Origin of the sequence: Clostridium sp. AM46-21 (assembly GCF_003480025.1) — a bacterium.
Classification (GTDB): domain Bacteria; phylum Bacillota; class Clostridia; order Lachnospirales; family Lachnospiraceae; genus Coprococcus; species Coprococcus ammoniilyticus.
On the sequence record NZ_QUIB01000022.1, the window covers coordinates 33,834 to 58,749 of the forward strand.

General features: G+C 42.9%; 22 protein-coding genes and 1 pseudogene. 3 read left to right on the forward strand and 20 right to left on the reverse strand.

What is annotated here, in order from left to right:
- The first annotated feature begins 7 nt into the window (after positions 1–7).
- Both DW959_RS13255 and DW959_RS13265 read left to right on the forward strand, forming a co-directional pair.
- Positions 8–814: an N-acetylmuramoyl-L-alanine amidase gene (locus tag DW959_RS13255; RefSeq protein WP_021944216.1), complete on the forward strand. Its 807-nt coding sequence runs from the start codon at positions 8–10 to the stop codon at positions 812–814.
- 582 nt (positions 815–1,396) lie between these two features.
- Positions 1,397–2,254, forward strand: a complete 858-nt coding sequence (locus tag DW959_RS13265; RefSeq protein ID WP_117784703.1) for an adaptor protein MecA — start codon at positions 1,397–1,399, stop codon at positions 2,252–2,254.
- Between the two features lie 100 nt (positions 2,255–2,354).
- Here DW959_RS13265 and DW959_RS13270 read toward each other — a convergent pair whose 3' ends face one another.
- Positions 2,355–2,576, reverse strand: a complete 222-nt coding sequence (locus DW959_RS13270; RefSeq protein WP_021944218.1) for a DUF1858 domain-containing protein — start codon at positions 2,574–2,576, stop codon at positions 2,355–2,357.
- Between the two features lie 249 nt (positions 2,577–2,825).
- On the opposite strand from DW959_RS13270, the gene DW959_RS13275 reads away from it, so the two are divergent.
- The gene (locus DW959_RS13275) at positions 2,826–2,996 is read left to right on the forward strand and encodes a 4Fe-4S binding protein (RefSeq protein WP_004852414.1); all 171 of its coding nucleotides are present in this window, start codon (positions 2,826–2,828) and stop codon (positions 2,994–2,996) included.
- Positions 2,997–3,121: 125 nt separating this feature from the next.
- Here the strand turns inward: DW959_RS13275 and DW959_RS13280 are convergent, their stop codons facing one another.
- The 19 genes and pseudogenes from DW959_RS13280 to DW959_RS14250 all read right to left on the reverse strand — a co-directional run.
- On the reverse strand, positions 3,122–5,794 hold the full coding sequence (locus DW959_RS13280; RefSeq protein ID WP_118616377.1) for a hypothetical protein: 2,673 nt from the start codon (positions 5,792–5,794) through the stop codon (positions 3,122–3,124).
- On the reverse strand, positions 5,791–6,039 hold the full coding sequence (locus tag DW959_RS14755; RefSeq protein WP_243023408.1) for a hypothetical protein: 249 nt from the start codon (positions 6,037–6,039) through the stop codon (positions 5,791–5,793). The genes DW959_RS13280 and DW959_RS14755 overlap by 4 nt, the downstream gene beginning before the upstream one ends.
- Complete coding sequence (locus DW959_RS14760; RefSeq protein ID WP_243023409.1) at positions 6,009–6,290, reverse strand: hypothetical protein; 282 nt, start codon at positions 6,288–6,290, stop codon at positions 6,009–6,011. Before DW959_RS14760 ends, DW959_RS14755 begins: the two co-directional genes overlap by 31 nt.
- 89 nt (positions 6,291–6,379) lie before the next feature.
- Positions 6,380–7,453 carry a 6-phosphofructokinase gene (locus tag DW959_RS13290; protein WP_118616379.1) on the reverse strand — a complete coding sequence of 358 codons (1,074 nt, stop codon included), beginning with the start codon at positions 7,451–7,453 and terminating at the stop codon, positions 6,380–6,382.
- A gap of 50 nt (positions 7,454–7,503) precedes the next feature.
- Positions 7,504–8,100, reverse strand: a complete 597-nt coding sequence (gene recR / locus DW959_RS13295) for a recombination mediator RecR (protein ID WP_021944222.1) — start codon at positions 8,098–8,100, stop codon at positions 7,504–7,506.
- Positions 8,100–8,450 carry a YbaB/EbfC family nucleoid-associated protein gene (locus tag DW959_RS13300; protein WP_008400312.1) on the reverse strand — a complete coding sequence of 117 codons (351 nt, stop codon included), beginning with the start codon at positions 8,448–8,450 and terminating at the stop codon, positions 8,100–8,102. Before DW959_RS13300 ends, recR begins: the two co-directional genes overlap by 1 nt.
- A gap of 40 nt (positions 8,451–8,490) precedes the next feature.
- Entirely contained in the window at positions 8,491–10,230 is a 1,740-nt protein-coding gene (gene dnaX / locus DW959_RS13305) for a DNA polymerase III subunit gamma/tau (RefSeq protein ID WP_118616381.1), read from the reverse strand.
- A gap of 245 nt (positions 10,231–10,475) precedes the next feature.
- Complete coding sequence (locus DW959_RS14245; RefSeq protein WP_182430086.1) at positions 10,476–15,074, reverse strand: prealbumin-like fold domain-containing protein; 4,599 nt, start codon at positions 15,072–15,074, stop codon at positions 10,476–10,478.
- A 41-nt stretch (positions 15,075–15,115) separates the two neighbouring features.
- Complete coding sequence (locus DW959_RS13315; protein WP_117808575.1) at positions 15,116–16,489, reverse strand: DUF6382 domain-containing protein; 1,374 nt, start codon at positions 16,487–16,489, stop codon at positions 15,116–15,118.
- Entirely contained in the window at positions 16,473–16,946 is a 474-nt protein-coding gene (locus DW959_RS13320; protein WP_117808574.1) for a hypothetical protein, read from the reverse strand. The genes DW959_RS13315 and DW959_RS13320 overlap by 17 nt, the downstream gene beginning before the upstream one ends.
- Before the next feature lie 39 nt (positions 16,947–16,985).
- Positions 16,986–17,738 (reverse strand): TadE family protein, encoded by a 753-nt coding sequence (locus DW959_RS13325; protein ID WP_118484732.1) that lies wholly within the window; start codon positions 17,736–17,738, stop codon positions 16,986–16,988.
- A gap of 253 nt (positions 17,739–17,991) precedes the next feature.
- Positions 17,992–19,380, reverse strand: coding sequence for a DUF5702 domain-containing protein (locus tag DW959_RS13330; RefSeq protein WP_021943397.1), 1,389 nt, complete (start codon positions 19,378–19,380; stop codon positions 17,992–17,994).
- An 18-nt stretch (positions 19,381–19,398) separates the two neighbouring features.
- Positions 19,399–19,569: a Flp1 family type IVb pilin gene (locus tag DW959_RS13335; RefSeq protein ID WP_117784748.1), complete on the reverse strand. Its 171-nt coding sequence runs from the start codon at positions 19,567–19,569 to the stop codon at positions 19,399–19,401.
- Between the two features lie 57 nt (positions 19,570–19,626).
- A complete protein-coding gene (locus tag DW959_RS13340; protein WP_021943395.1) occupies positions 19,627–20,943 on the reverse strand; it encodes a type II secretion system F family protein in 1,317 nt (438 codons plus the stop codon).
- Positions 20,944–20,946: 3 nt separating this feature from the next.
- Entirely contained in the window at positions 20,947–21,690 is a 744-nt protein-coding gene (locus DW959_RS13345) for a type II secretion system F family protein (RefSeq protein ID WP_118616383.1), read from the reverse strand.
- An 18-nt stretch (positions 21,691–21,708) separates the two neighbouring features.
- Positions 21,709–22,869, reverse strand: coding sequence for a CpaF family protein (locus DW959_RS13350; protein ID WP_117808571.1), 1,161 nt, complete (start codon positions 22,867–22,869; stop codon positions 21,709–21,711).
- A gap of 50 nt (positions 22,870–22,919) precedes the next feature.
- The gene (locus tag DW959_RS13355; protein WP_117808570.1) at positions 22,920–23,879 is read right to left on the reverse strand and encodes a hypothetical protein; all 960 of its coding nucleotides are present in this window, start codon (positions 23,877–23,879) and stop codon (positions 22,920–22,922) included.
- A 34-nt stretch (positions 23,880–23,913) separates the two neighbouring features.
- Complete coding sequence (locus tag DW959_RS13360; protein ID WP_117808569.1) at positions 23,914–24,426, reverse strand: A24 family peptidase; 513 nt, start codon at positions 24,424–24,426, stop codon at positions 23,914–23,916.
- A gap of 259 nt (positions 24,427–24,685) precedes the next feature.
- Positions 24,686–24,916, reverse strand: a pseudogene (locus DW959_RS14250) (hypothetical protein); the annotation flags it as partial.

Below are 24,916 nucleotides of genomic sequence, written 5' to 3' on the forward strand. Positions count from 1 at the left end.
TCCTTTTATGAAACCTGAACTCCGGTCTCTTATTCCAAAACTAAATCGTTATCTTCTTCTACTCCTTGTATTTATCTGCTCTCTTTCTGTATTTTTGCTATTGTATCCAATATCGTCAAAATCACCTCAGTCCGATCTGGATAATAAAGCCACGCTGCCGGGTGTCAGAGATTCAGAGTCTGATCCAAATGACGAAACACAAAGTGACACCACAGAAACTGCATTTTCCGGCTATATTATCACACTCGATGCCGGACATGGCGGATACGATCCTGGGAAAATAGGAATTAACGATTCAAAGGAGAAGGACATTAATCTTCAGATTGCTTCTTATCTGCAAGAGATTCTGGATTCTCTCGGTTTTGAAGTCTATATGACCAGAACGGATGACTCCTCACTGAATACAGAAACTGCCGAAAGCTTAAAGACATCCGATCTGAATCATCGGATTGAGATTGTGGCATCCCATAACTCCGACTTTTTTATCAGTATCCATCAGAACAGCTTTTCTGATTCTTCCGTACATGGAGCTCAGGTTTTTTACTATGCGAATTCTTCAGACGGTGAACAGCTTGCAAAATCAATCCAGGCCTCGATCCATGCGATCCTCGATTCTGATAATGAGCGTCCGGTCAAAGGTAATCTGGACTATCTTATTCTGAAAAAAAGCCCCTGTCCTGCTGTTATCGTTGAATGTGGCTTTTTAAGTAATCCGGATGAATGCAGCAGTTTAAATACTCCAGACTATCAAAAACAGGTTGCCGCTGCGATCGCAGATGGGCTTGTTAATCATATCCAGGCGGGCACAGAATAGGCAGGGGGCTGTAACCCCTGCCACTGTTATTTTGTGCATGAATGTAACGGTTCTTTTTTATCGATACATTTTTTCATTTTATTCCCATTTGCTTTTTTACATATTCGTGCTGTGATGTGTCAATATTAATCTTATATACAAACCAATGGCACAAATACACCATTGTTTTCGTGTTTCTTTTCATATCTATATGTAATAAGCAATATCTGTCTGCCAGAAACGGAATTATGCAGACCGGAATCTGTCTGCAGCGAACCGATGAAGGGTTCATAAGATGTCTGCTCTTATATTACATTATATTTGTACGCCTGCCAATCACTTTATGAAAAATTAATCTTTTCTGATATTTTCTGTCCTATTCTGCTCATTTTCACATTCTGATCCATATATACATAATTTATACTGTGGAATTATTTTTTATTCATATTCGACAGGATTTTATAAATTATTTTTGAATTTTTCACATTATATCCTATTTACTTGTCAGTTAAATATGGTAAACTATAGGTGCGTTTTAATACACAATTGTATGACTTATTTTCTACCCTTCATGGGTATTCTATCAGAAATGGGGTGATTCTATTGAAGATTGAACGCTTAAGTGAAAATCAGATCAGATGTACTTTGAATAAAGCAGATTTAGCAGACAAACAATTAAAGATTTCCGAGCTGGCTTATGGATCTCCAAAAGCAAAAGAACTGTTTCGTGAGATGATGCAGCAGGCATCAAACGAACTCGGATTTGAGGTTGATGATATACCACTGATGATCGAAGCTATACCGATTTCATCAGATTGTCTTATTTTAATTGTCACAAAGGTAGAAGATCCGGAAGAATTGGATACACGTTTTTCCAGATTTACCAGAAATAATGACGATGACGACACCGATTATGACGATGATATGGATGATGAATACGAAGATGAGGACTATCCCCCATCTGATGATAATGTAATATCCGGTCATATCGATATCGGTATAAATGGCGATGAATCCCAGATTCCGGAGGCAATTTTTAATGCTCTGGAAGGTTTTGTAAATAATCTGACAGGTCTTGCAGGTAAGAATATCGAGATTTCAACCGATATTCCATCCAGCGCAAAAGCACCTGTAAAACAGACACAACAGGAAGAGGATGCTCCACAGACTTTAACGAGACTGCTTGTATTCGACTCGTTAAATACCGTTATCAACGCATCCAAACAGGTTGCAAGTTTTTACTTCAGCAGCAACACACTCTATAAGAATCCGGTTAATAAACGTTTTTATCTGTTATTTACAAATGATAAGAATACTATTCCCGAATTCAACCGGGTATGTTACATTCTTGGAGAATACGGCACAGCACAGAAAATAACAGATGCCATGCCATATCATTTCAAAGAGCATTTTAAAACGATCATTGAAGAGGAAGCAGTTCAGACTCTGTCTGCTCTGTAATTTTTAAGAAAACTGATTTGACAAAACAAATACGGCGGATCCTTTTTTTCATTGGATTCCGCCGTATTTTTCGTCTGGCCAGATACATATTCTATATGAATTATGCCTGTGCCTGTTCTTCTTTCTTTGCAAGGTAGTCATTGATCTCAAGTTCAAGCTCTACCGGATCCAGACCATGAACGGCTGCTGCTTCCTCAAGAGTTTCACCTGCTGCTGCAAGACATCCGATACAATGCATACCTGCTGCCATAAGAATTGCTGCATTTCCTGCATCTACTGCTAAAATATCATTTATAAGCATATCTTTACTGATCTTTGCCATGTGTATATTTCCTCCTGTTTCCTATAATCTTTCTTAATCTGATATGACATTTTTCGATTTTAAAAATATCTTCACCATTATAGTATACACATTTTTAAATGTCTATCCCTTTATAGGAAAAGATAGGCAGACTCAAGTTAGCAGGAACTAATTTTTTACAAATCATCTCAATTCACTTGATATAAGAAACTTTTTGATTTAAAATAGGTAACGAGATGTGATTATTATTACTAAAAGGAGGACAATCATATGGCATTCGTAATTGGTGATTCATGTATCGGTTGTGGTTCATGTGCAGGTTCATGCCCTGTTGGAGCTATTAGCGATAACGGTGGTGTTTTCGTTATTGATGGTTCACAGTGTATTTCATGTGGTGCATGTGCAGGTTCATGTCCTGTTGGAACAATTTCAGAGGAGTAATCCACACAGAACGTTGTTATCATAATATAGAAAAGCTGCCGGAATCGGCAGCTTTTCTTTTTGTCTTATACAGAAAAACAATGATGTCCTCCGACGGATCTGTTTTTCTGTATATCTTTTTATTTCTACTCCTGAACATAGGAATACAGTTCATTATTTCCCTGACTCATGGCAGCTTCATATTCTTTTCTTGATACCCGGACTTCTGTATCCAGTACCGGATCATAATAACGAACCGCTTCACTGTTATAGCTTACGACCATTACATATCTTCCATCATTGATACGACTGATAACCGGAATACCATTACTGATATATCCAAATACCAGATCCAGCGAGATTCCTGAAATATCTGCTCCCGGATATTTTCCAAGCTCTGTCAGCACCTGTACCGGATCTGTACCGGATGCTTTCATATCTTCATATGTGAGATCAGTCACACCCTCATAGATCAGTGTCATATATACACAATCCCACAAGGATGCATCCACACTGCCGGAGCTTTGGTGATAGATTGACGATGCGATCGTATTATAAGCCTGCATCTCCGACTGCCTGTATACGATTTCTCCATCCTTGGAAACAACAATACCTGCGATCTGCGTTGCCCGGTTGATTGCATCTCCTGCCTTTTCATAGATTCCGGTCAGTCCCAGATTATCATATACCATATAGCCTGCATATTCATCTTCTACCGTGATCAGCATATCTGATGAACGATCTCCCACCGTGTTCTTTGTGATATTCAGATACGGAATATAGGTCAGATATATGTTTGACGGTACTGTAAAATACAGCTTCGCAATTCCTGATGTTGTTTTTGTCGTGATATCAACTCGTTTTACATCGTCGCTTTCTTTATAGGTGATAAAGTCATCCTCTGCCAACCGGAATCTGTCTGTTTTCTTGGATCCTTTGGTCATATAGATCAGATCATCCTCTACGCTGATATCTATGATATAATTGTCGTCCTTCTGATATTCTTTGATCTGGTTTCCATTTTCATCCACGATAAATAATTTGTATGATGGGATCCGGCTGTATACCTTTTCACTCAGATTCTTTTTTGCAAAGGAATCTTTATCTATAGAAATATCACTGTCAGCCGTATTACAGATCCCATATATCAGATCCCGGTTCTTAAATCCATAGCAGACCAGACTCTTTCCTGCTCCCGCATCCAGCGTATAGGTCTGTCCGGTTGCAAAATTAACCAGCGTCAATGTCGCATTATCGGCTGCCTGATCCGATGAATCATATGCCATTACCTGCATATCATCGGATACATATACATGATCGAGCGATACATGATCTACATAATAGGATAACTGTTTTGCTTCCACGTTAATGCAGTTCACCTTGTTGCCAAGCATAAAATAAAAGTTTGTTCCATCATAATAGGTCAGTCTGGACACTTCATCTTTCATGGCTGCATATGGTTCATTACATTCTGCAAATACCAGCTCCGTAACCTCCTGCTCTGCTGCATCGTAAGAACACAGACTGATTCCCAGCTTTCCTTCATGAGCACCACGGTTCATATAGCCATATACTGCAAATATCATATTGCCATCATCGTCCATGGAGATCATATTGATACCATAATTGTTGTATGTGTTTCTGACATTTTCCACATCATCCATCCAGAATCCAAATACCATGGAGATCTGATTTTCTGAATAATTATACAGCCAGAGCTGTCCGTTTCTGACAAAACCGATTTTCTTATTATCTGAGCTGTAACGATAATCCAGCTTTTCGTCAAGAACAACCCCGATCTCATACACATTATTTTTATTATCGACACCTGTCCGGTTGAAATACTCGTCGATATAACGATCAAAGTTCATAACGGATATTGTGCCTGCGTTATCTGCCTCCCCGGTATCCTCTGATGCTTCAGCATCCTCTGCTCCGGTGGCTGTTTCTGTATCGTCTTCTGTCTCTGGCTCTTTATAGCTGACACGATAATATTCCCTGACCGAATAATAATCTGACTCGCCATCGGTGTTTTCTGCCATGGTCACATAATCCAGTTCAATTACTGCATAATTGACATCAATTTCCTTGATCTGTGGAATAATCGAAGTTATCCGAACCGGATTCACTCCACTCCAAACAAGCTCTTTGTAGCTGCTTGTCAGATTCAGATGTCCCATAGAAAGGCTGTCATCATCCTGTCCTTTATATGCCTGCATGTATGGATAGATGAAGGAGCCTTCTTCATTTGCCTCGTAGTCAAATGTCGAAGCATTGAACTGTTCCACAAAGTCCAGAAGCTCGGACGCATGATAATTGTCATTTACAACGATACGGGTATAGTAACGTACGGTCTGTCCATCCGCTCCATCTAATTTGAATACCAACATGTATTCCGTATCCGGCTTGATATCCATACGGATATCAATATCAAATATCCGGTATCCATTCTCCTCTGTATCGGATGTCAGATCCCCGTTCTCAATCAGAGAATCGCTTGAGATCGACCGCAGCTCATAGCTGTAGGTCTTTGCATAACCATTTTTGTCATCTACTGCAAACGTTACTTTTTTGTCATCTGTCACCGGAGTAATACAGTCACGAAGCATCGTTGTATCGACTACGGTTGTATAGCCATGAAGGCAGTTGATATATCTGCCCTCATAGTCTACATATACTAAAGGCAAGGTGGCATTTTCCATCTCCATTGCCAGATTCTTATACTGTCTATTCTGAAATTTATCAACTAAAAAAATAGTAATCACAAAGAAAACTGCCATTACTATTATTCTTATAACAAGTGTTCCTATTTTCTTCACAGGTAAAATCGTCTCCTACATCTTCTGTAGCGTTCCCGTCTACAGTAAAATTCATTACAGATCAATGTTTCTATCAGATTCCGCATCATGCAGTTACCACAGCCTTTTCCTTTTGGAACATACGGTGGTTCAGATGGCGCAGCCTCCATATCCAGATGAATATCTACATATGGATCCGGAAGCTCTGCATAGACATCCCGTGCGATCTTACGGATCACCTCCGGATCCGGATATTCCGCAAACATCGGCTTCCTGCATATTCTAATTTATCACATTCTTCTTCCACCATTGCACTGATACGCCGTACCCGTTCCGGATACATTTCCTTCAGATAGGCCCAGTCCTTTTCTGCTCTTGACTGTTCCTCATTTGGATCATCCGGCAACAAAAGTCCCGACATGCTCCGTGTCAGATTATACACATTTCCATTTTTTATCAATCCACGGATATTCGTATCCTTTCTGTCATATGGAATGTATTTAAATTCGTTCTGCATATAAATCTCCCTGCCTGCATTCTTATTCCTATATAGTATATATGCAGACAGAGAGATTATGTTACTGCCATTTCTTATTCGAACTGAAATTAATCACCAAATGAGATACCTAATGTCTTTGCTGCAAGAACGGTATCATCGTCCGGAGATACATATTTGAGTTTTCCTGCTGACTCTGATAACGGAATCGCAGTTACTTTATTATCCTTAAATACAACGAGTTTTCCAAAATCCTTTGCTTTGATCAGCTCGGCTGCCTTTGCCCCGAATCTGGATGAGATCACTCTATCATATGGACATGGGCTTCCGCCTCGCTGTGTATGGCCAGGAATCGCAATGCGGATATCCTGTGTTGTGAACTCCTTGAGCTTGTCCGCCATCTCATATGCAACAGATGGATATGGAGAATTTGCAATTGCTTCTTTTCTCTTCTTCTTTGGAAGCTCTGCAACCTCTTTGGAGATTGCTCCTTCTGCTACTGCAACAATCGTAAATCCTTTATTATTCTTTGTTCTCTTGTCGATTGCCTCGTATACCTTCTTGATATCATACGGAATCTCAGGGATCAGGATAACATCTGCTCCACCTGCAATACCGGCATGTAATGTGATCCAGCCAACCTTATGACCCATAATCTCTACGATAAAGATACGGTTATGGGATGCTGCTGTTGTATGGATACAGTCAATCGTCTGTGTTGCCACATCTACCGCACTCTGGAAACCAAATGTCATATCGGTTCCCCAAAGATCATTATCGATCGTCTTTGGAAGACCAATTACATTTAAGCCCTCTTCACTTAACAGATTTGCTGTCTTCTGGGAACCATTTCCTCCTAATACACATAAACAGTCCAGTTTGAGTTTCTTATATGTGTCCTTCATGGATTTCACCTTATCAAGACCATCCTCTGTAGGCTCACCCATAAGCTTAAATGGCTGTCTGGAACTTCCAAGAATCGTTCCCCCCTTTGTCATAATGCCTGAGAAGTCATCCGGCATCATGTTGATATACTGTGCTCTCATCAAGCCCTTATATCCATTCAGGAAACCATAGATCTCTACTTCATCAAATAACTCGTACAATCCTTTTGCTACACCACGCATGGTTGCATTCAGTGCCTGACAATCGCCACCACTGGTAAGTAATCCAACTCGCAACATTCCTAAACACCTCTTTCTTCTTTTTTATGTAAAATACTATTTAATTGTCCCTATAAATATACGCGTCCTTCCAATGCCCGGAGCAGTGTCACTTCATCAATACATTCCAGATCTCCGCCAACCGGTACACCGCTTGCGATCCTACTGACCTTGATCCCTGCCGGTTTGACCAGCTTTGATATATACATCGCCGTTGCTTCTCCCTCCGGACCGGAGCCTGTTGCAATGATCAGCTCATCCACATCCCCCTGCAACCGCTTCATCAGTTCTGCGATCTTGATATCCGCAGGTCCGATTCCGAGTGCCGGATTGATCACTCCATGAAGAACATGATATACACCATCGTACTGATTCGTCCGCTCATATGCTGCAAGATCTCTCGGTGTTTCTACCACCATGATCACCTTATGATTCCGATTTGCAGATCTGCAGATCGGACAAAGATCACTGTCTGTGATCGTATAACAGTTATTGCAGTATCGAATCTTCTTCTTTGCATTTACGATTGAATCGGCAAGTGCCTGTGCTCGTTCTTCCGGCATACTGATGATATAAAATGCCAGCCTTTGTGCTGTCTTTGCTCCGATACCGGGAAGTCTGCCAAGCTCTTCGATCAGACGGTTTACTTCTCCACCATATATATCCATTAGAACGGTAAGCCTCCAAGACCCATACCGCCGGAGATCTTATTCATATTCTCCTGATAATCTTCATCCTGCATACGGAATGCTTCATTTACTGCAGAAATGATCAGATCCTCTAATGTCTCGATATCATCCGGATCAACAACCTCCGGATCCAGCTTGATCTCCATCAGTTCTTTCTTACCGGAAACCTTTGCTGTTACAACGCCGCCACCAACGGAAGATTCATAGATCTTATCCTCCAGCTCCTTGGTTGTTGTCTCCATCTGCTTCTGCATTCTCTGTGCCTGCTTCATTAAGTTGTTCATATTGCCAGGCATCATACCCATGTTATAGCCGCCTCTTTTAGCCATCTTATATATCCTCCTTGATTCTTAGCTCTTTTTTATATTTTTATTCATACTGAATAGCAAAATTAATCTTCGACAGGTCATTCGCCTCGATCTCCTGTGCCGCTTCGCTGTTCTTCGACACGACCTTCAGTTCGATCTTCACCTGTCTGCCGGTCACCTGTTCGATGTGCTCTCGCAATGCCGCCATCCGCTCTTTTCCTTCAAAATAAGCGATTGCCTGCTTGTTCTCTTCATTCTGGACATATGCCAGATACAGACCATCTCTGGCTTCGTTCATATTGATCCTTGCTTTTTCCAGAAACTTCTTCGTAATATTCTGATATCCTTCCATAATGATATCCCATTGTTCTACGAATTCTTTTAATTCATTGTAATTTGCTTCCGGAAGTTCTTTTTTCAGTTGCTCGGACAGCTTCTTCGATGCCGCTTCTATCTCTGCATCTCCCATCGCAGGTGCATTTCCTATCTGCATTCCTTCCTGCTTCAGTCTTGCACAGATCTGATCCAGCAGTTCCTGTGATACTGCTCCGGCTCCCTGCACTGCCTCGCCTGCCAATGCTGTAACGCCTGCCGATGCCGAGCTTCCTTCACCGTTATTATTCCCGCTAACCACCGATCCGGCGGCTCCATTCTCTAACTTCTGTTCCAAAACTCTGACCCGGTCAAGAAGCGCGCTGTAATCGGTTTCCATCTCAGGCTTGCATAATTTGATCACTGCAAGTTCTAAAACAATACGCTTCTGTACTGCATATTTGATATTTGCAGAGGTATCCGAAAATATATTGATATACCGGATAAGTGCATCTGTTTCGAGCTGTGCAGCAAGCTGTCTTAACCGTTCCAGATTCTCCGCCGACATATCAAGCTTCTGATCAGCCTCCGGTGAAACCTTCACCAACAATACATTTCGAAGGAACCATGTAAATTCTGATACAAATCTGGACAATTCCCGTCCCTGCCATACTACCTCATCCACCAGATCGATGGCACCGACAACATCCAGCCGAATCACACAATCTAACAATCTGGCAAATACATCGATATCAACTGCTCCGATCGTATCCAGTACATTTTCATAAGTAAGCTCCTTGCCAATGTTGAATGCGATACACTGATCCAGAATACTGAGTGCATCACGCATTGATCCATCTGCAGCCTTGGCAACGTAATCAATTGCTTTTTTCTCTGCCGCAATCTGTTCTCTTCCAAGCAGCTCCATCAGACGGTCACTGATTGTTTCCACCGAGATCCGCCGGAACTCGTATTTCTGACACCTGGAAGATATTGTGATCGGAATCTTATGGGATTCTGTTGTTGCAAGTATAAAAATGACATAAGACGGTGGTTCCTCCAATGTCTTTAACAGAGCATTAAACGCTCCCTGTGTCAGCATATGAACCTCATCTATAATGTATACCTTATATTTTCCTTCTGATGGTGAATACTGTACTTCCTCCCGGATCTGACGGATATTATCCACACCATTGTTTGATGCTGCATCAATCTCGATCACATTCATAGATGATCCATCTGCGATCGCACGACATGCCGCACATTCATTGCATGGGCTTCCGTTTACCGGATGCTCACAGTTTACTGCTTTTGCAAACAACTTTGCTATCGATGTCTTTCCGGTTCCTCTTGTTCCGCAGAAGAGAAATGCATGTCCGATCCTGTTATTTATAATCTGATTCTTTAGTGTTGTTACAACATGATCCTGGCCTTTTACTTCTTCAAAAGTATCCGGTCTCCATTTACGATATAATGCCATATAAGACATGACGGTTTCCTCCAAAATACAACTAAAGATATTATATCCGAAATGGTGATTGATAGCAATTATTAGTTTTTGTCCTCTTTTAAATAATATATCCATAATAGCGCACTTATTTACTTTACAGGGCAGCCTTTTCTATATAGTAAAAATGCCGGACGCCTCTGTTTCAGGCATCCGGCATTGGAGATGAACATGAAGTTCACGAACGAGCCATATTATATAATTTTAAAAGTACCGTTTTCATTCTGTCAATGTTCCCTGTTTCCCGGTCTATCTTTTCCATGTTTTCCCTGCCGTCTTTTTATGATCACAAGAATTACTGCGCCAAGCATTGCTCCAAACCCGATATATGAAAACAGGATCACTCCTGACGAGTCACCGGTTCTGACCGGTGGTTTCTTCCTGTCCCCGGTGTCCGGTTCGGTCGTCAGCTCTGTTGTAGTTTCTGTTGTGATCTCCGTCGTCTGTTCAGTCGTCAGTTCGGTTGTAGACTCGGTTGTGGTTTCCGTTGTGTCCTCGGTCGTAATCTCGGTTGTCTCCCCAGTTGTGGTTTCTGTTGTCAATTCGGTCGTGATCTCCGTCGTCTGTTCGGTTGTAGACTCGGTTGTGGTTTCCGTTGTGTCCCCGGTCGTAGCTTCGGTTGTTGTCTCCGTTGTGTCCCCGGTCGTGGTTTCGGTTGTCGTCTGTTCTGTTGTATCTTCCGAAGACTGATTTTCATATGTACCAAGCTCCCGGATTGTCTCTGCATTATCAATGTCCACGATCTGACGCTGCATTATTACAAATCCCCGGTTACCTTTACAAGGCAGCTCCTCGATCATGTAAGTTCCCGGCAGCAACGCTCCCAGATCCGCTTTTTCTGTTTCTGAAGCTTCTCTTATGGATGTGTTTTCTTCGCTTTTTGTAGCTCCGTCTGCCATAATATCTTCATCGAAAACTTCCCTCTGTGTACTCTCATCTCCACAAAACCAGATCCCGGCTGTCATATCATATTCCTTCCATGCACTTTCTTCCTGCGTCTGGTTGTATTCATAGATAACATCATTGATATTGAATTTACCACTTTCCTTGCGTCCGGCCGAATCAAAACGTCCATTTGCTCCGGTTACCGCAATATGGCTCTCAACAGGATTTCCTGCTTCATCCAGCAACGAAATACGAAATACGATTCCCTGCATGGATTCTCTGGTTCCTGCATTGATCTTGTCAAATGCAATATCCACCCGTTCTGCCTGCTCGTACACCTTTATCAGTTCCGCTTCTATGACATTCCCACTCTCCACAGAAAAAGTCTGCAGCTCTTTATTCGGATTTCCTGCATCCAGATGAAGTACAATTTCATTTCCGGTAATTTGCTGTTTCTCTCCTGTCAGTCCGGTTACTTCGATATACCCCTGTCCATGTCCCGGCAGCATATACCCCTTTGGTGGCTGGTATTCTGTTATGACCACGGTTCCAGCCGGAAGAATTACTGCACCTGTCTTTTTATCCGTAAATAGAGGATCACTCTGTCCGGTAAGATAAGCTGCATCCAGCTTTGCCTCATAACTTCCGGTCTGCTCGTTATATACTGTCTTAATATACCAGGTTCGGTATGCAGCAGATGCTGCCAATTCTGTTTTTTGCAGGAGTCCCTTATAATACCGCACCTGAAAGACTGCATCCGCAAGAGATGCTCCATATTTTACAGTTCCGGTTCCATTCTCTCTGTCATATTTTGTTAGTGACAGTTTTCCCTGATATACCATTTCTTTCTCTGCAAGCTGCATGGTTGCATTAATCTTGTTTTCCACCGTATCCGGGGATATACAAATATAATGCACATCCGCATCCAGTTTGTAATTTTTTGGAGCACGCTTTTCCTTTACTGCATACCAGCCAAATGGCAATCCGGTAAAACAATGCTTACTCTTATCTGCCTGAATGGAAACGACCTCTCCTGATATCATTCGGAATGCATTTCCGGTTCCGCAGGAATTCCTAATCTCCGGTATTCCGATCACGGTATTTGCCGCATTCATTTTTTCTGTCGTAAATATGCCAACCTGATTTTCTTCTTTATATGGAGCATTCTTTCCTGACACCATATAAACACTATATTCTGCATGTAATAACGAATATGCTGTATTTTCATCCGTCCATTCTTCACCGGCGCTCTTCTTTTCCAGATACAGTTCTCCGGTATTTGGCTGATCTGTAACTTCGATCACATGCTCGATCTCTTTTTTTCCTGTTTCTCTTCCGCCACTGGACAGACATTCTTTTTTTACCGGATCTGTATTCAGCCTGTAATAGCGGTTTGTTTTTGTTTCCTTTGCATAATAGCTTCCACATGGTAGTCCGGAGATCGTATCTGTCCCTTTTTTCTTAAGCGAAACGATCGTTTTATTTCCTCCGGTCGGAATAAATTTCGTGTTTATATCTGTAACAATTCCCGTTCCATCCTTTTGCACTGTAAATGTACCTACATAGAGATTTCCGGTTCCCGGCCTTCCATTCTTGTCCGCCATGTATACCTGATACTGAATATCGGCAAATGTATATCCACCCATATCGGAAATTTCTTTCATCGCACTGCTTTTATGAAGCTGAATTCCGATCGTAATCGGCGATTCCAGTACATCGATCTGCTGCTTGGGATATTTCTCCAAATTTTCTGAAACTCCGATTCCACCATCCTCCTTATCCAGATAGATCCACTTCTGATAGTAGGAAGCCGCTTTTTTATCCTCTTTATTTACAATATAACCTCCGGCATAGGAATATTCATTTCCATTCCACCCTTTCTTTTTCCCTGTTTCCGCAATGTAATACCAGCAACCAACCGGAACTCCGCGCACTTCATATATCCGGTTATCAGAACCATATACCGGATAATATCCTGCATCCGAATTATATTTTGTAACAATTCCTTTTCCGGATGCATCGGTTGTAAAGGTGCAGACATAAGCATCGGTTGATGTATCATTCTTTTTCCCAACCTTATACACATTATATCTGGCTCCCTGCAGACTATATGCATTCGTTTTGCCATCTGCTCCTGTAAGTTCCGGAGAGTCACTGGTTTTTTGAAGACTAAGCCCGCCCCGGACATTCTGAATGACAAACTCATATTCCAGCTGATTATCTGTAATTTCATAATAATGGTCTATCGCGGGCAGATATCCTCTTGCCAGTGCCAGTTCAGCATCCTCATGCAGCATATAATAGCCCGGTGGCAGATTGTAGATATTCCGGCATGTGGATCCATCTATATCCTCTCCGGCATAATTACTTTTTGCTCCATAAAATCTGCCTTTTTCCGTAATATAAGTTGGCACACCTTTTCCTTTGGAATTAACCGTATATGTTCCGATCTTTACCGTTTTCTCCTCTGACAGATCTGCAAATGGTTCGTCCAGTTTATAAAGGTAAAATTTTATTCCTTTCAGATTACTCATGGAACCATCACCAAGCTTTGTCAGATGCAGTTTTCCGGTTTTTAATTCACTTCCCCAGTTAATCACCATCTCCATTGCATATTCATAAAGCACACCTGCAAAGCAGGTCTGAATCTCTTTGTTATCCGGACAGACAGCATAAGCTGTAAACCCATCCCGTTCGGCAAAGGTCTTTGAAAGTCTGCTCACACCCTTCTTATCCGTACCGGCAGTAAAGAAATATCTGTTTCCTGTCTTTAATACAGCTTCTTCTCCTGACCGGTATCCTTTCCAGTCCGTATCTGCAATCGAACCTTTCCAGTCCGTACATACCCACAGTTTAATATCTGTATCCGGCACTATGATACGAAACGCATTCTGACCTCCTGTGACCGTACGCATCTTCGTTCTTTTTGCATATACTCCATCCGGAGACACAGCGCTTAACAAACTCTCTTCTTCCATGTGTATGGTATACCGGTATTTCCATCGCGTCTCCGGCTGCCCCGGTGATATATCAATCTGCTCTGTCTTTGGAGTTTCTGTTCCGATCCGGATCTCTGCCTGTGCTCTCGTATATGGAACTTCTCCGCTCATGCTTTTTCCATGATGCCGGATAGCATTCAGATTATCCTGTAATGCGCTTTGAGACTGCCTGTTCTTATATCCCTGATACAATGCTTTCCGGATATCGGCTGTTAACAGTCCGCTGCCTGCATGTATATAACCATCTGTCGTATCATCACTGTATACAGTTGCTGCTGTTCCCTGCAAATGCTTTCCATCCGAAACATATTCTCCATACCACGGAACATCCAGCTCCTTATCTCCGCAATATACGGAAAACAGCTTCTCACAATCCGTAATACTATGATACCTGAAGATCCGGAAATCTCTGCAGGTATCTCCCGCTTTTGTTCTTCCCAGTCTGTATCCAACGACAAATTCTGAATATAACATCGGAAAGGACATTACCATCGCCAATGCATCTATATTAAATATATACGACTTTTTCTCTTTCTTTATTTCTACTTTCATATCCGGAGTATATACATCTCTCGATATAGCATCTGAGATCGTAGCGATCTGTTTTGCCTGATCTTCATATGATAATGCTATATCCTGCGTGGTCATCGCATCTGCATCTTCCGAGGTTGCTCTGTCGGTATCTTCTGCAGCCACCCCATCTACAGCTTTCGCAGCCACCCCATCTGCATCTTCCACAGTTGCTCTGTCTGCATCCTCCGGAGTTGCCCTGTCTGCATCCGTATCCGTTGCTGTCGCATTCTTTTCAAACAACTGCGTTACCGCCTGCTCCGCATCTCCTCCCATGGATGCTGTCTGAAGGATCGCATGGAATGGCAGATTTATCAGCAGAAGAATTCCCACCAGTACGATCAGTAAAATTTTATTTCCGTATTGTTTCATATATTTCTGTCAGCTTCCCAGAAAAAGCTGTTTCCTCCTTCCTATATTTGAGCCCGCAGCTCATATTCTATATTCCCAAATGAAATAATATCTCCGGGCAATACCACTGCCGGATAGTCCACTCGCAGTGGATAACCATTTACATATGTCCCATTTGTCGAACCCATATCCTCCAGTACATATTTATGATCGACATATCGGATCCTGCTATGAACCCGACTCACAGACTTATCGGAAATACAAAAATCTGCCATATCCCCACGTCCAATCAATCTTGGAAGTGTATCCAGACAGATCACCGGATTCGATGTAGCTTCCGCTTGCCCTCCAACCGGAACTAACATGCATACCGGATCGGTTGCCGGAAGTATGGTTGTCTCCTGTTGTGTATCACCGGCTGTGGGTTGTCCATTTCCATCCGCTGCTGCCGGAAATATAGTTATATCCTGTTCCTGTATACAAGGTTCAACAACCTCCTCTTCTTTTTCAGTCTGATCTGTTAAGAACAGCTCCATCCAGACAAATAATTCCACTGCCAGTAAGATGCATACACCGAATAAAGGTTTCATATGTTGGATCCGTCCATTTGCCCGGTACTGCATCCATCCATAGCTGATCCCAAACAACGCCGTTGCAAGCATACAGGCAATAACGACCGTCTTATACACGATCGTCCGAACCGATGTCTTATCATCGTCAATGTCACTCTGTACTATCGTCCTGTTCCGGTTCGATTTCTTCCATTTATTCCGGTTTGGTTCTTTTCTCAAAAATGCAGCCAGTCCTGCTGCCTCTTCCTCTTCCTCAGTTTTGCCCGTTTCTTCCGTTCTATATATATCTGTATTTCCCGTACCATCTGTATCGCCGCTTTCTTCCGTGCGGAATTCTGTAAAAAAATCTACCAGCTTTTCAAGATCATAATTTGCATCCATGATCTTCTGATACAGATCATATACCCGGTCACTGCCCGCCCGGTCTGCATGATCCATCCTGCATATCATCTGATCTAACAGCCTCCGCATCTGCTCCCGGACCCCACTCTGATATCCCGGAAGATAGATAAAACCAAAGCATTTCTGCGCTATATCATAAAAGATACAATCTTCCACCAGGATCAGATTATTAACGGACAGCAAATATCTGCCAAGCTGGTGAAATACCATAACCAGTTCCTGAAACAGTTGTAATATAAGCACCGGAGTTATCGTGATCGTCTGCTCTATTACTGCAAATTCTGTCAGTCCGTTAACCTCATAACAAGGAATCGCATCTCCATCTATGAACATCACGTTAAATGGAAGAACATATGGGATGAAGTTGTTCTGAAGCATTTTGGTTTCATAGGAGACCTGATAATCGGTGTCGGTAAGCATCAGATATACATTTATCCCATCAGTGTCATAATGTTTTTCCATACAACTGCCACCTCCTGAGATTATTGCTGATATCCCGGATTTCTTTCTCAATCTTTACTTTTCTCTGTGTTGCCTTTTTATCTGTCAGCAGTCCAATTCCCGGGTGCAGCTCTTCATATTTGATAACTGCATCTATGGTTCCTGTTATACCGGAAAGTAACGCATTTCCAGAAGGACGAAAGCGCACGCTTGTTTCCAGTTCATCCAGATGCTGCATGGATGGCCTGACCATCTGATCTAACGCCTGATTCAATGTATCCTCTGCGCTGTTTCCACTTCCAGACATATATCGTTCCCGATTACAGACCACATGATATGCCTCGCCGGTTGCAATTCCGTTATTCAACTGCACAATCATCATATTGATAACAACAAATATAACAGTGATCACGATTGGCATAATAATGCACATTTCGATCACGATCGTTCCACGATCATCCTTTTTCCCAGAATTCATATCTTTCACCTTTCCTGTTCCTGCACCCTTACAAGAATTTCATCCGTTACCACAGTTGCTGCATGGTGGTATGTTTCCAACATTCTTTTGTTTGACACGCATAACCGTTCGTTTTAATCCAGAACAGGAAACAGAGAGATGGTATCGGTCTCCCGTCTCCGTTATATATACCGTTCCATCCGTCGTCCTGCCCTCCGCACACCGCTCACAAGGAGACAGATTCTGATACCTATCAGAAAGCTCTCCATCCGGAATCTGCCGGATCGTAAGTTTTATATGATAACAGGTTCTGCTGGTATGATAGACCTCTCCGGTCTCCGTGATATAAACGTATCTATTTTCTTCTGTCTCATTATTTTCTAATTGCATACCGATAAATGCACGCTGCCGGATCTGTTCCTGAACCTTCCAAGTCAGTTCTCCAAAAAATGGGACATTGATCTGCAGTTTATATCGCAGCTTAAGATCAATGCAGCCATCTGCTTCACTGTAAGCTGATCTTGTAACCAGAATCCCTCCGGTTCCACCCACAATACAGGAAGCATCCACCGGGGATATATCCAGATAATGCTGCAGTCTTTCTTTTGCTGTCAGAACATTGACACCGTTCCCCGGTAAATCCACTGTTTTTTCATCCTGTACATATGAATACGCATATTGATATTCCGCCAGGCACTGCGCAGTGTCCTGCATGGCATCATAGACGATCAACCGTGTCTGCAACAGATTTCCCATCCAGAAAAACACAACTGCTGCCATGATAAAAAGCGGCAGGATCAGGGCTGCCTCCACCGTGCACTACCCTCCTGCCTGTTCCATATACAAAATATCCTCTGAAAGAAAGGAATGGTCTTATACACTCTCTTACCATACTGTCTGCTCAAATGTTTTCTGTTCAGGTCTTGGAGAGACGGAGAAATTCTTTTGATTTTATTATTTTTGGAAATGGAATATGCCACCGCATGGATAATAGACTGCAGCCAAAATATATAATAAGAGAGCATATAACACCATCCTTTCCATCTGATATTTCTATGTTTTATATTTAATAAACTGCACTGACCGAAGTTGCATACGACCGTTTCCCTTTTGTAATATCAATATCGATCGTAAATGCATCCACACAGTTTGTAATAAGAAATCCATCCTGGACAAGTGCAGTATTTAATTGGATCAGATCACACATCCGATAGTACATTCTGTTATTCTTCTCTGCTAATAACAGCATCAGAAACGCTTCATAATCCAGTCCTTTTTCTGTCTGACCGGATGCCGGCTCTACACTGGTGAGATTCCCTATATGCGCAAGATCCAGCTTCCAGTCTGCTGCCTTCTTGATCAGGGGAATCTTTCCTCCCGCCAACAATGTCCGTATCTCAAGTATCGTTTCTCCATAGGAAAAACAGGCTGCAAGCAGATATTTTGCTGCTCCATATGTAATGCCCGGTACAAGTGCAAGTGTCGCTGCCATACTGCTTATTTCCGCCATTTTCTCTGCATCCGATAACAGTACCGCCATATTAACCGGAAGTCTGTGAAGTATGATCTGGTTTACAACACAGGTCAGATTATCATAGTCATTGTCCTTCCCTGCGATCAGATATTCCACTTCACACTGGAATACGCAGTTATCCAGCTCCGCGTCCGTAACATTTTTAAAGCACTCCATCGCGTAAAGAATCCCATTGATATCCGTGCCTAATTCCGATTTTCCTGTCCCACGAACCTTTCCAAGCTCTGCTTCCAACCGGTCAATATCCGAAAAAGAAGTGTCCATGCTCTCCTGAACATTTTCCTTTCCACATGCAGTCGATGGTACATCCTGCATGGATACTTTCGTTTGTGATACAGATTTTCCGGATGGAAGAACGAGCTGTAGCAATCCGATCCCAAGCTCCTGTTCCAACAGTTTTCTGGGATCCTCTCCCTGCCAGTTACCTTCCTGTTCTGTTTCCTCGCTCTTTCCATTCCGTATCTCCTCTGCTACCTCTTCAGCATCCGCATTGTCATATGCCAGATCTTCACTTATCGTTTCCAGTGCCTTTGTTTCCAAATACAGCGTCATATATTCCTCTATCTGTTTTTTTAAGTCATAGCAATCATCAGCAACCACCGTTCTCACATCTGTCAGGCAGGCATCCTCTACAGCAAATCCATAGCCGGAGAGTGTATAGTCCATATAATCAGATACCCGTTCCTCCAGCATTCCTTCACCATAACCCATATAGCTTTTATCCAGTAATAACAAGTGATACCGATCAAATATCCGGGACTGGTACTCTGCCTGTATATGGAGGGATGCACCACGGGCAGCTTCTGCCACCCGTGCCCTGTTCATGTAGATTCCTGTAATCTCAACTGCTGCCAGAAATAATCCCAGCAGGCTGACCAGCACCAGACTTAAAAATACTGTAATCTGTCCGTTATTTTTCAAATCTGCAGAGTCTCCTTACTAATAAATCTTCTTCGCACTCTTACCGATCGAGGTCCAGATCTTGTTCACAAGACTTGTAATCTTCTCCTGAAAGATAAGTACCATGGCGATCAATACAACTGTGATCAAAAGGATCTCTACAACTCCCATTCCACTTTCATCTAATAAAAAATTCTTCACATTTCTCATACTCTTTATTGTCAGCAATGACTATTCCACTGCCGTTTCCTCCTTCTTTTTGTTCTTTTAAAATCCCAGCAATGCCGGGGCTATCACTATGATCATTACAATTCCTAACTGAAGAATCATCGGAAATAAAAGCTTTGTTCCCGCCTCTTCTCCTTTTCGTTTTGCCAGCTCCTTTTTTAACTGCAATGCAGCAGCCTCCTCTTCTGCCAGCAGATTCAGGATATCCCTTGTCCCTTTTTTGATATTCTGTGACAAAAGAGTAAATATCTTCTGATAAACCGGAAGGCCCAGCCGGTTGCTCAGCCGGTAATAGCCTTCTGTTTCCGGAATTCCCGACTGTATCTCATTCAATGTATAATTCAGCTCCTCTGCCAGAACCGGGCTGTCACTTTGCACCACAGCTCTACTCAGAGACCCCTTCACCGTTAATCCGGCTCCCATATAAAGGCTCATCAGATCCACAAAAGATGGGTACGCCATAAGCAACTCCTCATTTCTCTTTTTCTCCTTCGTCCGTATATCCGAATATTCTTTATAGACGAGCAAAATACTGAATATCCCTCCAAGAACAAATACCAGTACCGGAAGCCGCATCGTACCGGTATGCTGCAGATGATATCCCGCAACTGTCTCCGGAAGAACCAATGATGAAGTATCTGACTTACGCTGTAGCATATCTAACGCCTCCTGAATCGTCTCTATTGCCTTTTCCGTCTCATTCTTTTCCCTGCCTGCAACCTTTACAGGATAGTTTCTGGATGCCGAAAAATCTTCATAAGACAGAGTTGCCACCAGATTTACAAGAACCGGTTCATCCAGCCGATGATCAATGATCTCGCCTCGGTAATCAACAATATCGCTTTCATCTTCAATCTCCCATGAAACCCGGAGTCCCAGTTCATCAACAGAATCGATCAGCTCCAGATCCTCCGTAATATGATCTGCATTCTCGTTTGTTCCCAAATATACGGAATCAATGTAAGCAAATCCTTTATCAAAAGCCTCTTCAATGCTCTCTGCATCATAGGTCAACGGAAGCACATCCACAGATATCATCTGCTTTTCACCATTGATCTCTGTTTCCAACTGCGTGACTGTTTCATCTCCACCGTAGGATTCCCTGTTCAATACAATCGAAGTCTTTGTCCGGTTCATATATACTGCCAGACCAACGGATAAGACCAATGTTCCAAAAAATACCAGCAGACTGTTCGACAGGATTCGGATACAATATTCCTCACATAACCGAGTCAGTTCATCCTCCGGTACAACATGGATCTTTCGCATCCGTTCCCGGATCGTTCTCATATTCAAAAACCTATGTATCTTCCGGTACAGAAAGCTGCCAACCGGTCTTTTTAATTCTCTCATCATCCATCACACTCCAATATTGATCAGTTTTCTGCTCCAGAAATATGAAATGATTCCTGCCAGCAGACATAATGTCATCACGATCCGACCTGCCACTCCTTCATATAAAATACAGATATAACTCTGGTTCACCATACGAAGATATCCAATGATCAGAAAAGGAATGACCAGCATGATCCTCTGTTCATACCGTTTTGCTGCGATCATAGTCGCAATCTCCATTTCCACTTCTACCTTTCGGGCAATTCCAGCCGCAGTCGTTTTCATGATCTGTACCATATTGCCGCCTGTCCTTTTTGCCACAGCAACCAGTTGGGAAAAATTATGGATCTCGCGGATACCGGAGCGTTCTCCAAAATCCGCAAGAACATCTTCTATGTTCTTATGTAAGCGGATCTCATGCATGATCAATACAAGCTCCCGGACGATCAGCGCATCTTTTCCGTATGTCCGTGTCAGCTCCTCATGTGCTGCTATAAAAGCATTCTCAAATGAATATCCGATGCTGAGACTGGCGGCAAGTGCCTGCACCATATCCTTAAACTGAAGATATAATTCCTGCTGCCTCCTCTTCCTTTTGTATTCTTCAAACAGCCTTCGCACATATACACCCGTGGGCAGCATCAGAATCAGCGGAAGAAATGAATCATAAAATATAATGCATACCACTGCTGCCGCAACCAGATATCCCATTCCAAAAACAATGTTTTCCATCAAAGATAACCGGTATCGTGTATAATCTGTTTTCACATCCTGGCCCCTCCTTTCCTATTCCAGCCCTGCTCGTTTCAATTTCTCCTTGTTCTGCAAAGCTGCCTTCTTTTTCAAATATCCCTGAACGGTTTTCCTGCCTTTCTCTGCCTGTTCTTCAAATTCATAAAGTGACGTCAACTGAACCTGTCCATTCTCTATTCCTGTTACTTCACAGATCTCTGTTACCTTTCTGGATCCATCCCGGAGTCTTCCCAGATGAATGATAATATCCACAGCCGAAGCGATCTGCCGCCTAACAGCTTCCATCGGAAGTTCTATTCCCATCAGCACCATAGATTCCAGCCTTGTGATCATGTCATATGCTGAGTTTGCATGGCCGGTCGAAAGACTTCCATCATGCCCGGTATTCATTGCTGTCAGCATATCGATCGCTGCCGAATCCCGGACTTCACCTACGATCACCCGGTCCGGCCGCATACGAAGACTTGCCTTGATCAAATCCCGTATCGTGATCGCATTTTCGCCTTCCACATTGGAATTTCTGGTTTCCATCCGTACCAGATTCTCCACATCACGCAGCTGCAGTTCTGCCGAATCCTCGATCGTGATGATCCGTTCGGTCTTTGGTATATAATCCGACAGCGCATTCAGGAATGTCGTCTTTCCTGCTCCCGTTCCTCCTGATACAAATATGTTGTATCTTGCCTTTACCAGCAGCTTCAGGAATCCGGCAGTTTCCTCATCTAAAGCCCCAAGTTCAATCAGCCTTTCCATCGTCATTTTCTCTTTTGGGAACTTACGGATCGTCATGGTCGGTCCATCAAGGGCGACCGGTGGCAGCACCACATTCACTCTGGAACCATCCGGCAGTCTGGCATCTACGATCGGGACTGCTTCGTTCACTAAGCGGTTACATCCGGCTACGATCTGCTGAATAATCGATGCCAGACGATCTTCGCTCTCAAAGCTCTGGGAAAAGGACTGAATACGTCCATCTTTCTCTACAAAGATCTGATCGTACCCATTGATCATGATCTCCGTTATGCTGTCATCCTCTAACAAATCTGATAACACATCCATCCGTCTGACCGCATTGAACAATTCCTTTCTCAACCGAATCCGTCCTTCCAGACTGACATATCCGATATCCGGATGTTCCAGAAGCGATCGGTCGATCAGTTCCAGAACCTTCTCATCTATGATCTCCTGAGACATATCCAGTTCTTCCAGAACGTGCTCTTTTAATTTCTTTCTGTCCTCTGGGCTTATATCCCCACCAGCCTTCCCGCCAATTGCATCATCTCCGCACTGTCATATGCATGATCCGGTACAACGACCTGCTGCATCCGCATGACTACCTTCTGTAATTCCTGTTTCTCCAACAATCTTTGAAATGCCGCAACCTTTTCTTCTGCATACCCGCCATCCAGAACCGGAACAAATACATGATCGAACTCACCAAGTATCGTAATATCTCCAAGCACGCTGCCATCAATATCAAATACGATCGTTGTGTATCGTCCATATGCAATCAGCTTCTTTATGAACCAGCTCACATCCGACCGGTTCAGTTCTCTGATATCCAGATATACTTCCGGTGACGCGATCATGCTAATCCCTCCTTCCACAACCACACTTTTATCCAGATATTCAAAAATCTGCCCTGATTGTATTCGGATCAAATATGCAAGCTCAGACATACCACAAGTCTTATCCGTTACTGTCTCCGAAGTTTCCTGCTTCCTTTCTCCATATGCTTCCATCCCGATATACAGCCCACCACGTACCTCGTCCATCAGGCAGATGCTTTTTGCCAGTCTGGTCTTACCCGACCTGCCGATTGGGGAGATAACTGCATAAGTCGCAAATAACTCCCATTTTCCTTCTGCCTCCTCCGCTTTTATGATCCTCAACACCCGCTTCAGTATTTCTTCCACACTCAGATACCGGTAAATTGCTTCTTTCTCCGTCTTATCCGGTGCCTGCTCCGCCAGCTTGATCGTACAAATATTTTTTCCTTCCGGAAGTCCTACGATCACAGGCATCATGCTTTCTTCATACAACAGCGCATCTAATGTGTGCTCCTTCAGATAATTTTCCAATCGTTCTTCTGTCGAAAATGCCATTGCGAAGAATGGATTTCTTTTATCTGCATTAATGTAATTCATCAACCCGATCACATAGTTTGATTCCATTCCAACTATGCCAAGTTTTAACTGCCGCACTTTTTCCTCCTTTCCCAGCTTCTTTCTTCAAATATCAACCCCATTGGCAATACAACAGACATCCCAGTAATATTGCCATGGAAAAATGGATCTTATTCCTTCGGTGCCGTCTTCGTCTTCGATGCTTCAGCCATGGGATCCATACATTCTTTACCATATACAGCAAAGACAAAACCCCACCAAACAGAAACGAATACAGAACGATCCGCCAGACCTCCATTCCGATAAATGCACCAAGGGCTGCAAACAGCTTGATATCTCCGGCTCCCAGGAATCCAAATTGATACAGAAGGAACAGCAATGCAACCGGAAGGACAATACCAAGTACCACCTGTATGCCTCCCATTCTCCAGCCCTCTCTCTGGATCGTCACAAATATCCCGGTTTCCATCCCGATCAATACCAGCCAGTTCGGAATCCTCCATGTCTTGAAATCCAGAACTACTGCTGCACTTACCAACAGGATCATTAATGTCTTCTCAAAAACAAACGCTGTATCACTCTCCTTTTTTTCATTTTTCTGATGTCCTGCCATCAGCGTATCCATACGTTACCATCCCGAAAAAACATTGTAAATACGCAGAAAATAAACTAATTTTTACCATTCTTAACTTGACACAATCATTTAATATCTGTCAGTTTTGCACACATTTATCTATCCCTTTTCAGGCAACAAAAAAAGACCTGCCGTAACAGATCTTTTTCTGATTCTTATGTAATTTCTGAAGTTTGTGCTTCTTTTTGTCATATACGCATTTTGCAGATATTTATCTGGATTTTTGCATTTCTCTGACCTTATGCACTCACTACCGGGATACTTCTTCATTCTGCGGAACCGCTTCCGGCTGGGATGTCGGTGCAACTGCAGGTACGGATTCCTGTACAGGTCCTGCCTGTGGAGCAGGTGCAGGATTCTGCTGTGGTGGCATCTCATTCATCTGTGGTGCCATACCCTGTGGTGGCATTCCGTTCATCTGTGGTGCCATACCCTGTGGTGGCATTCCGTTCATCTGTGGTGCCATACCCTGTGGCGGCAT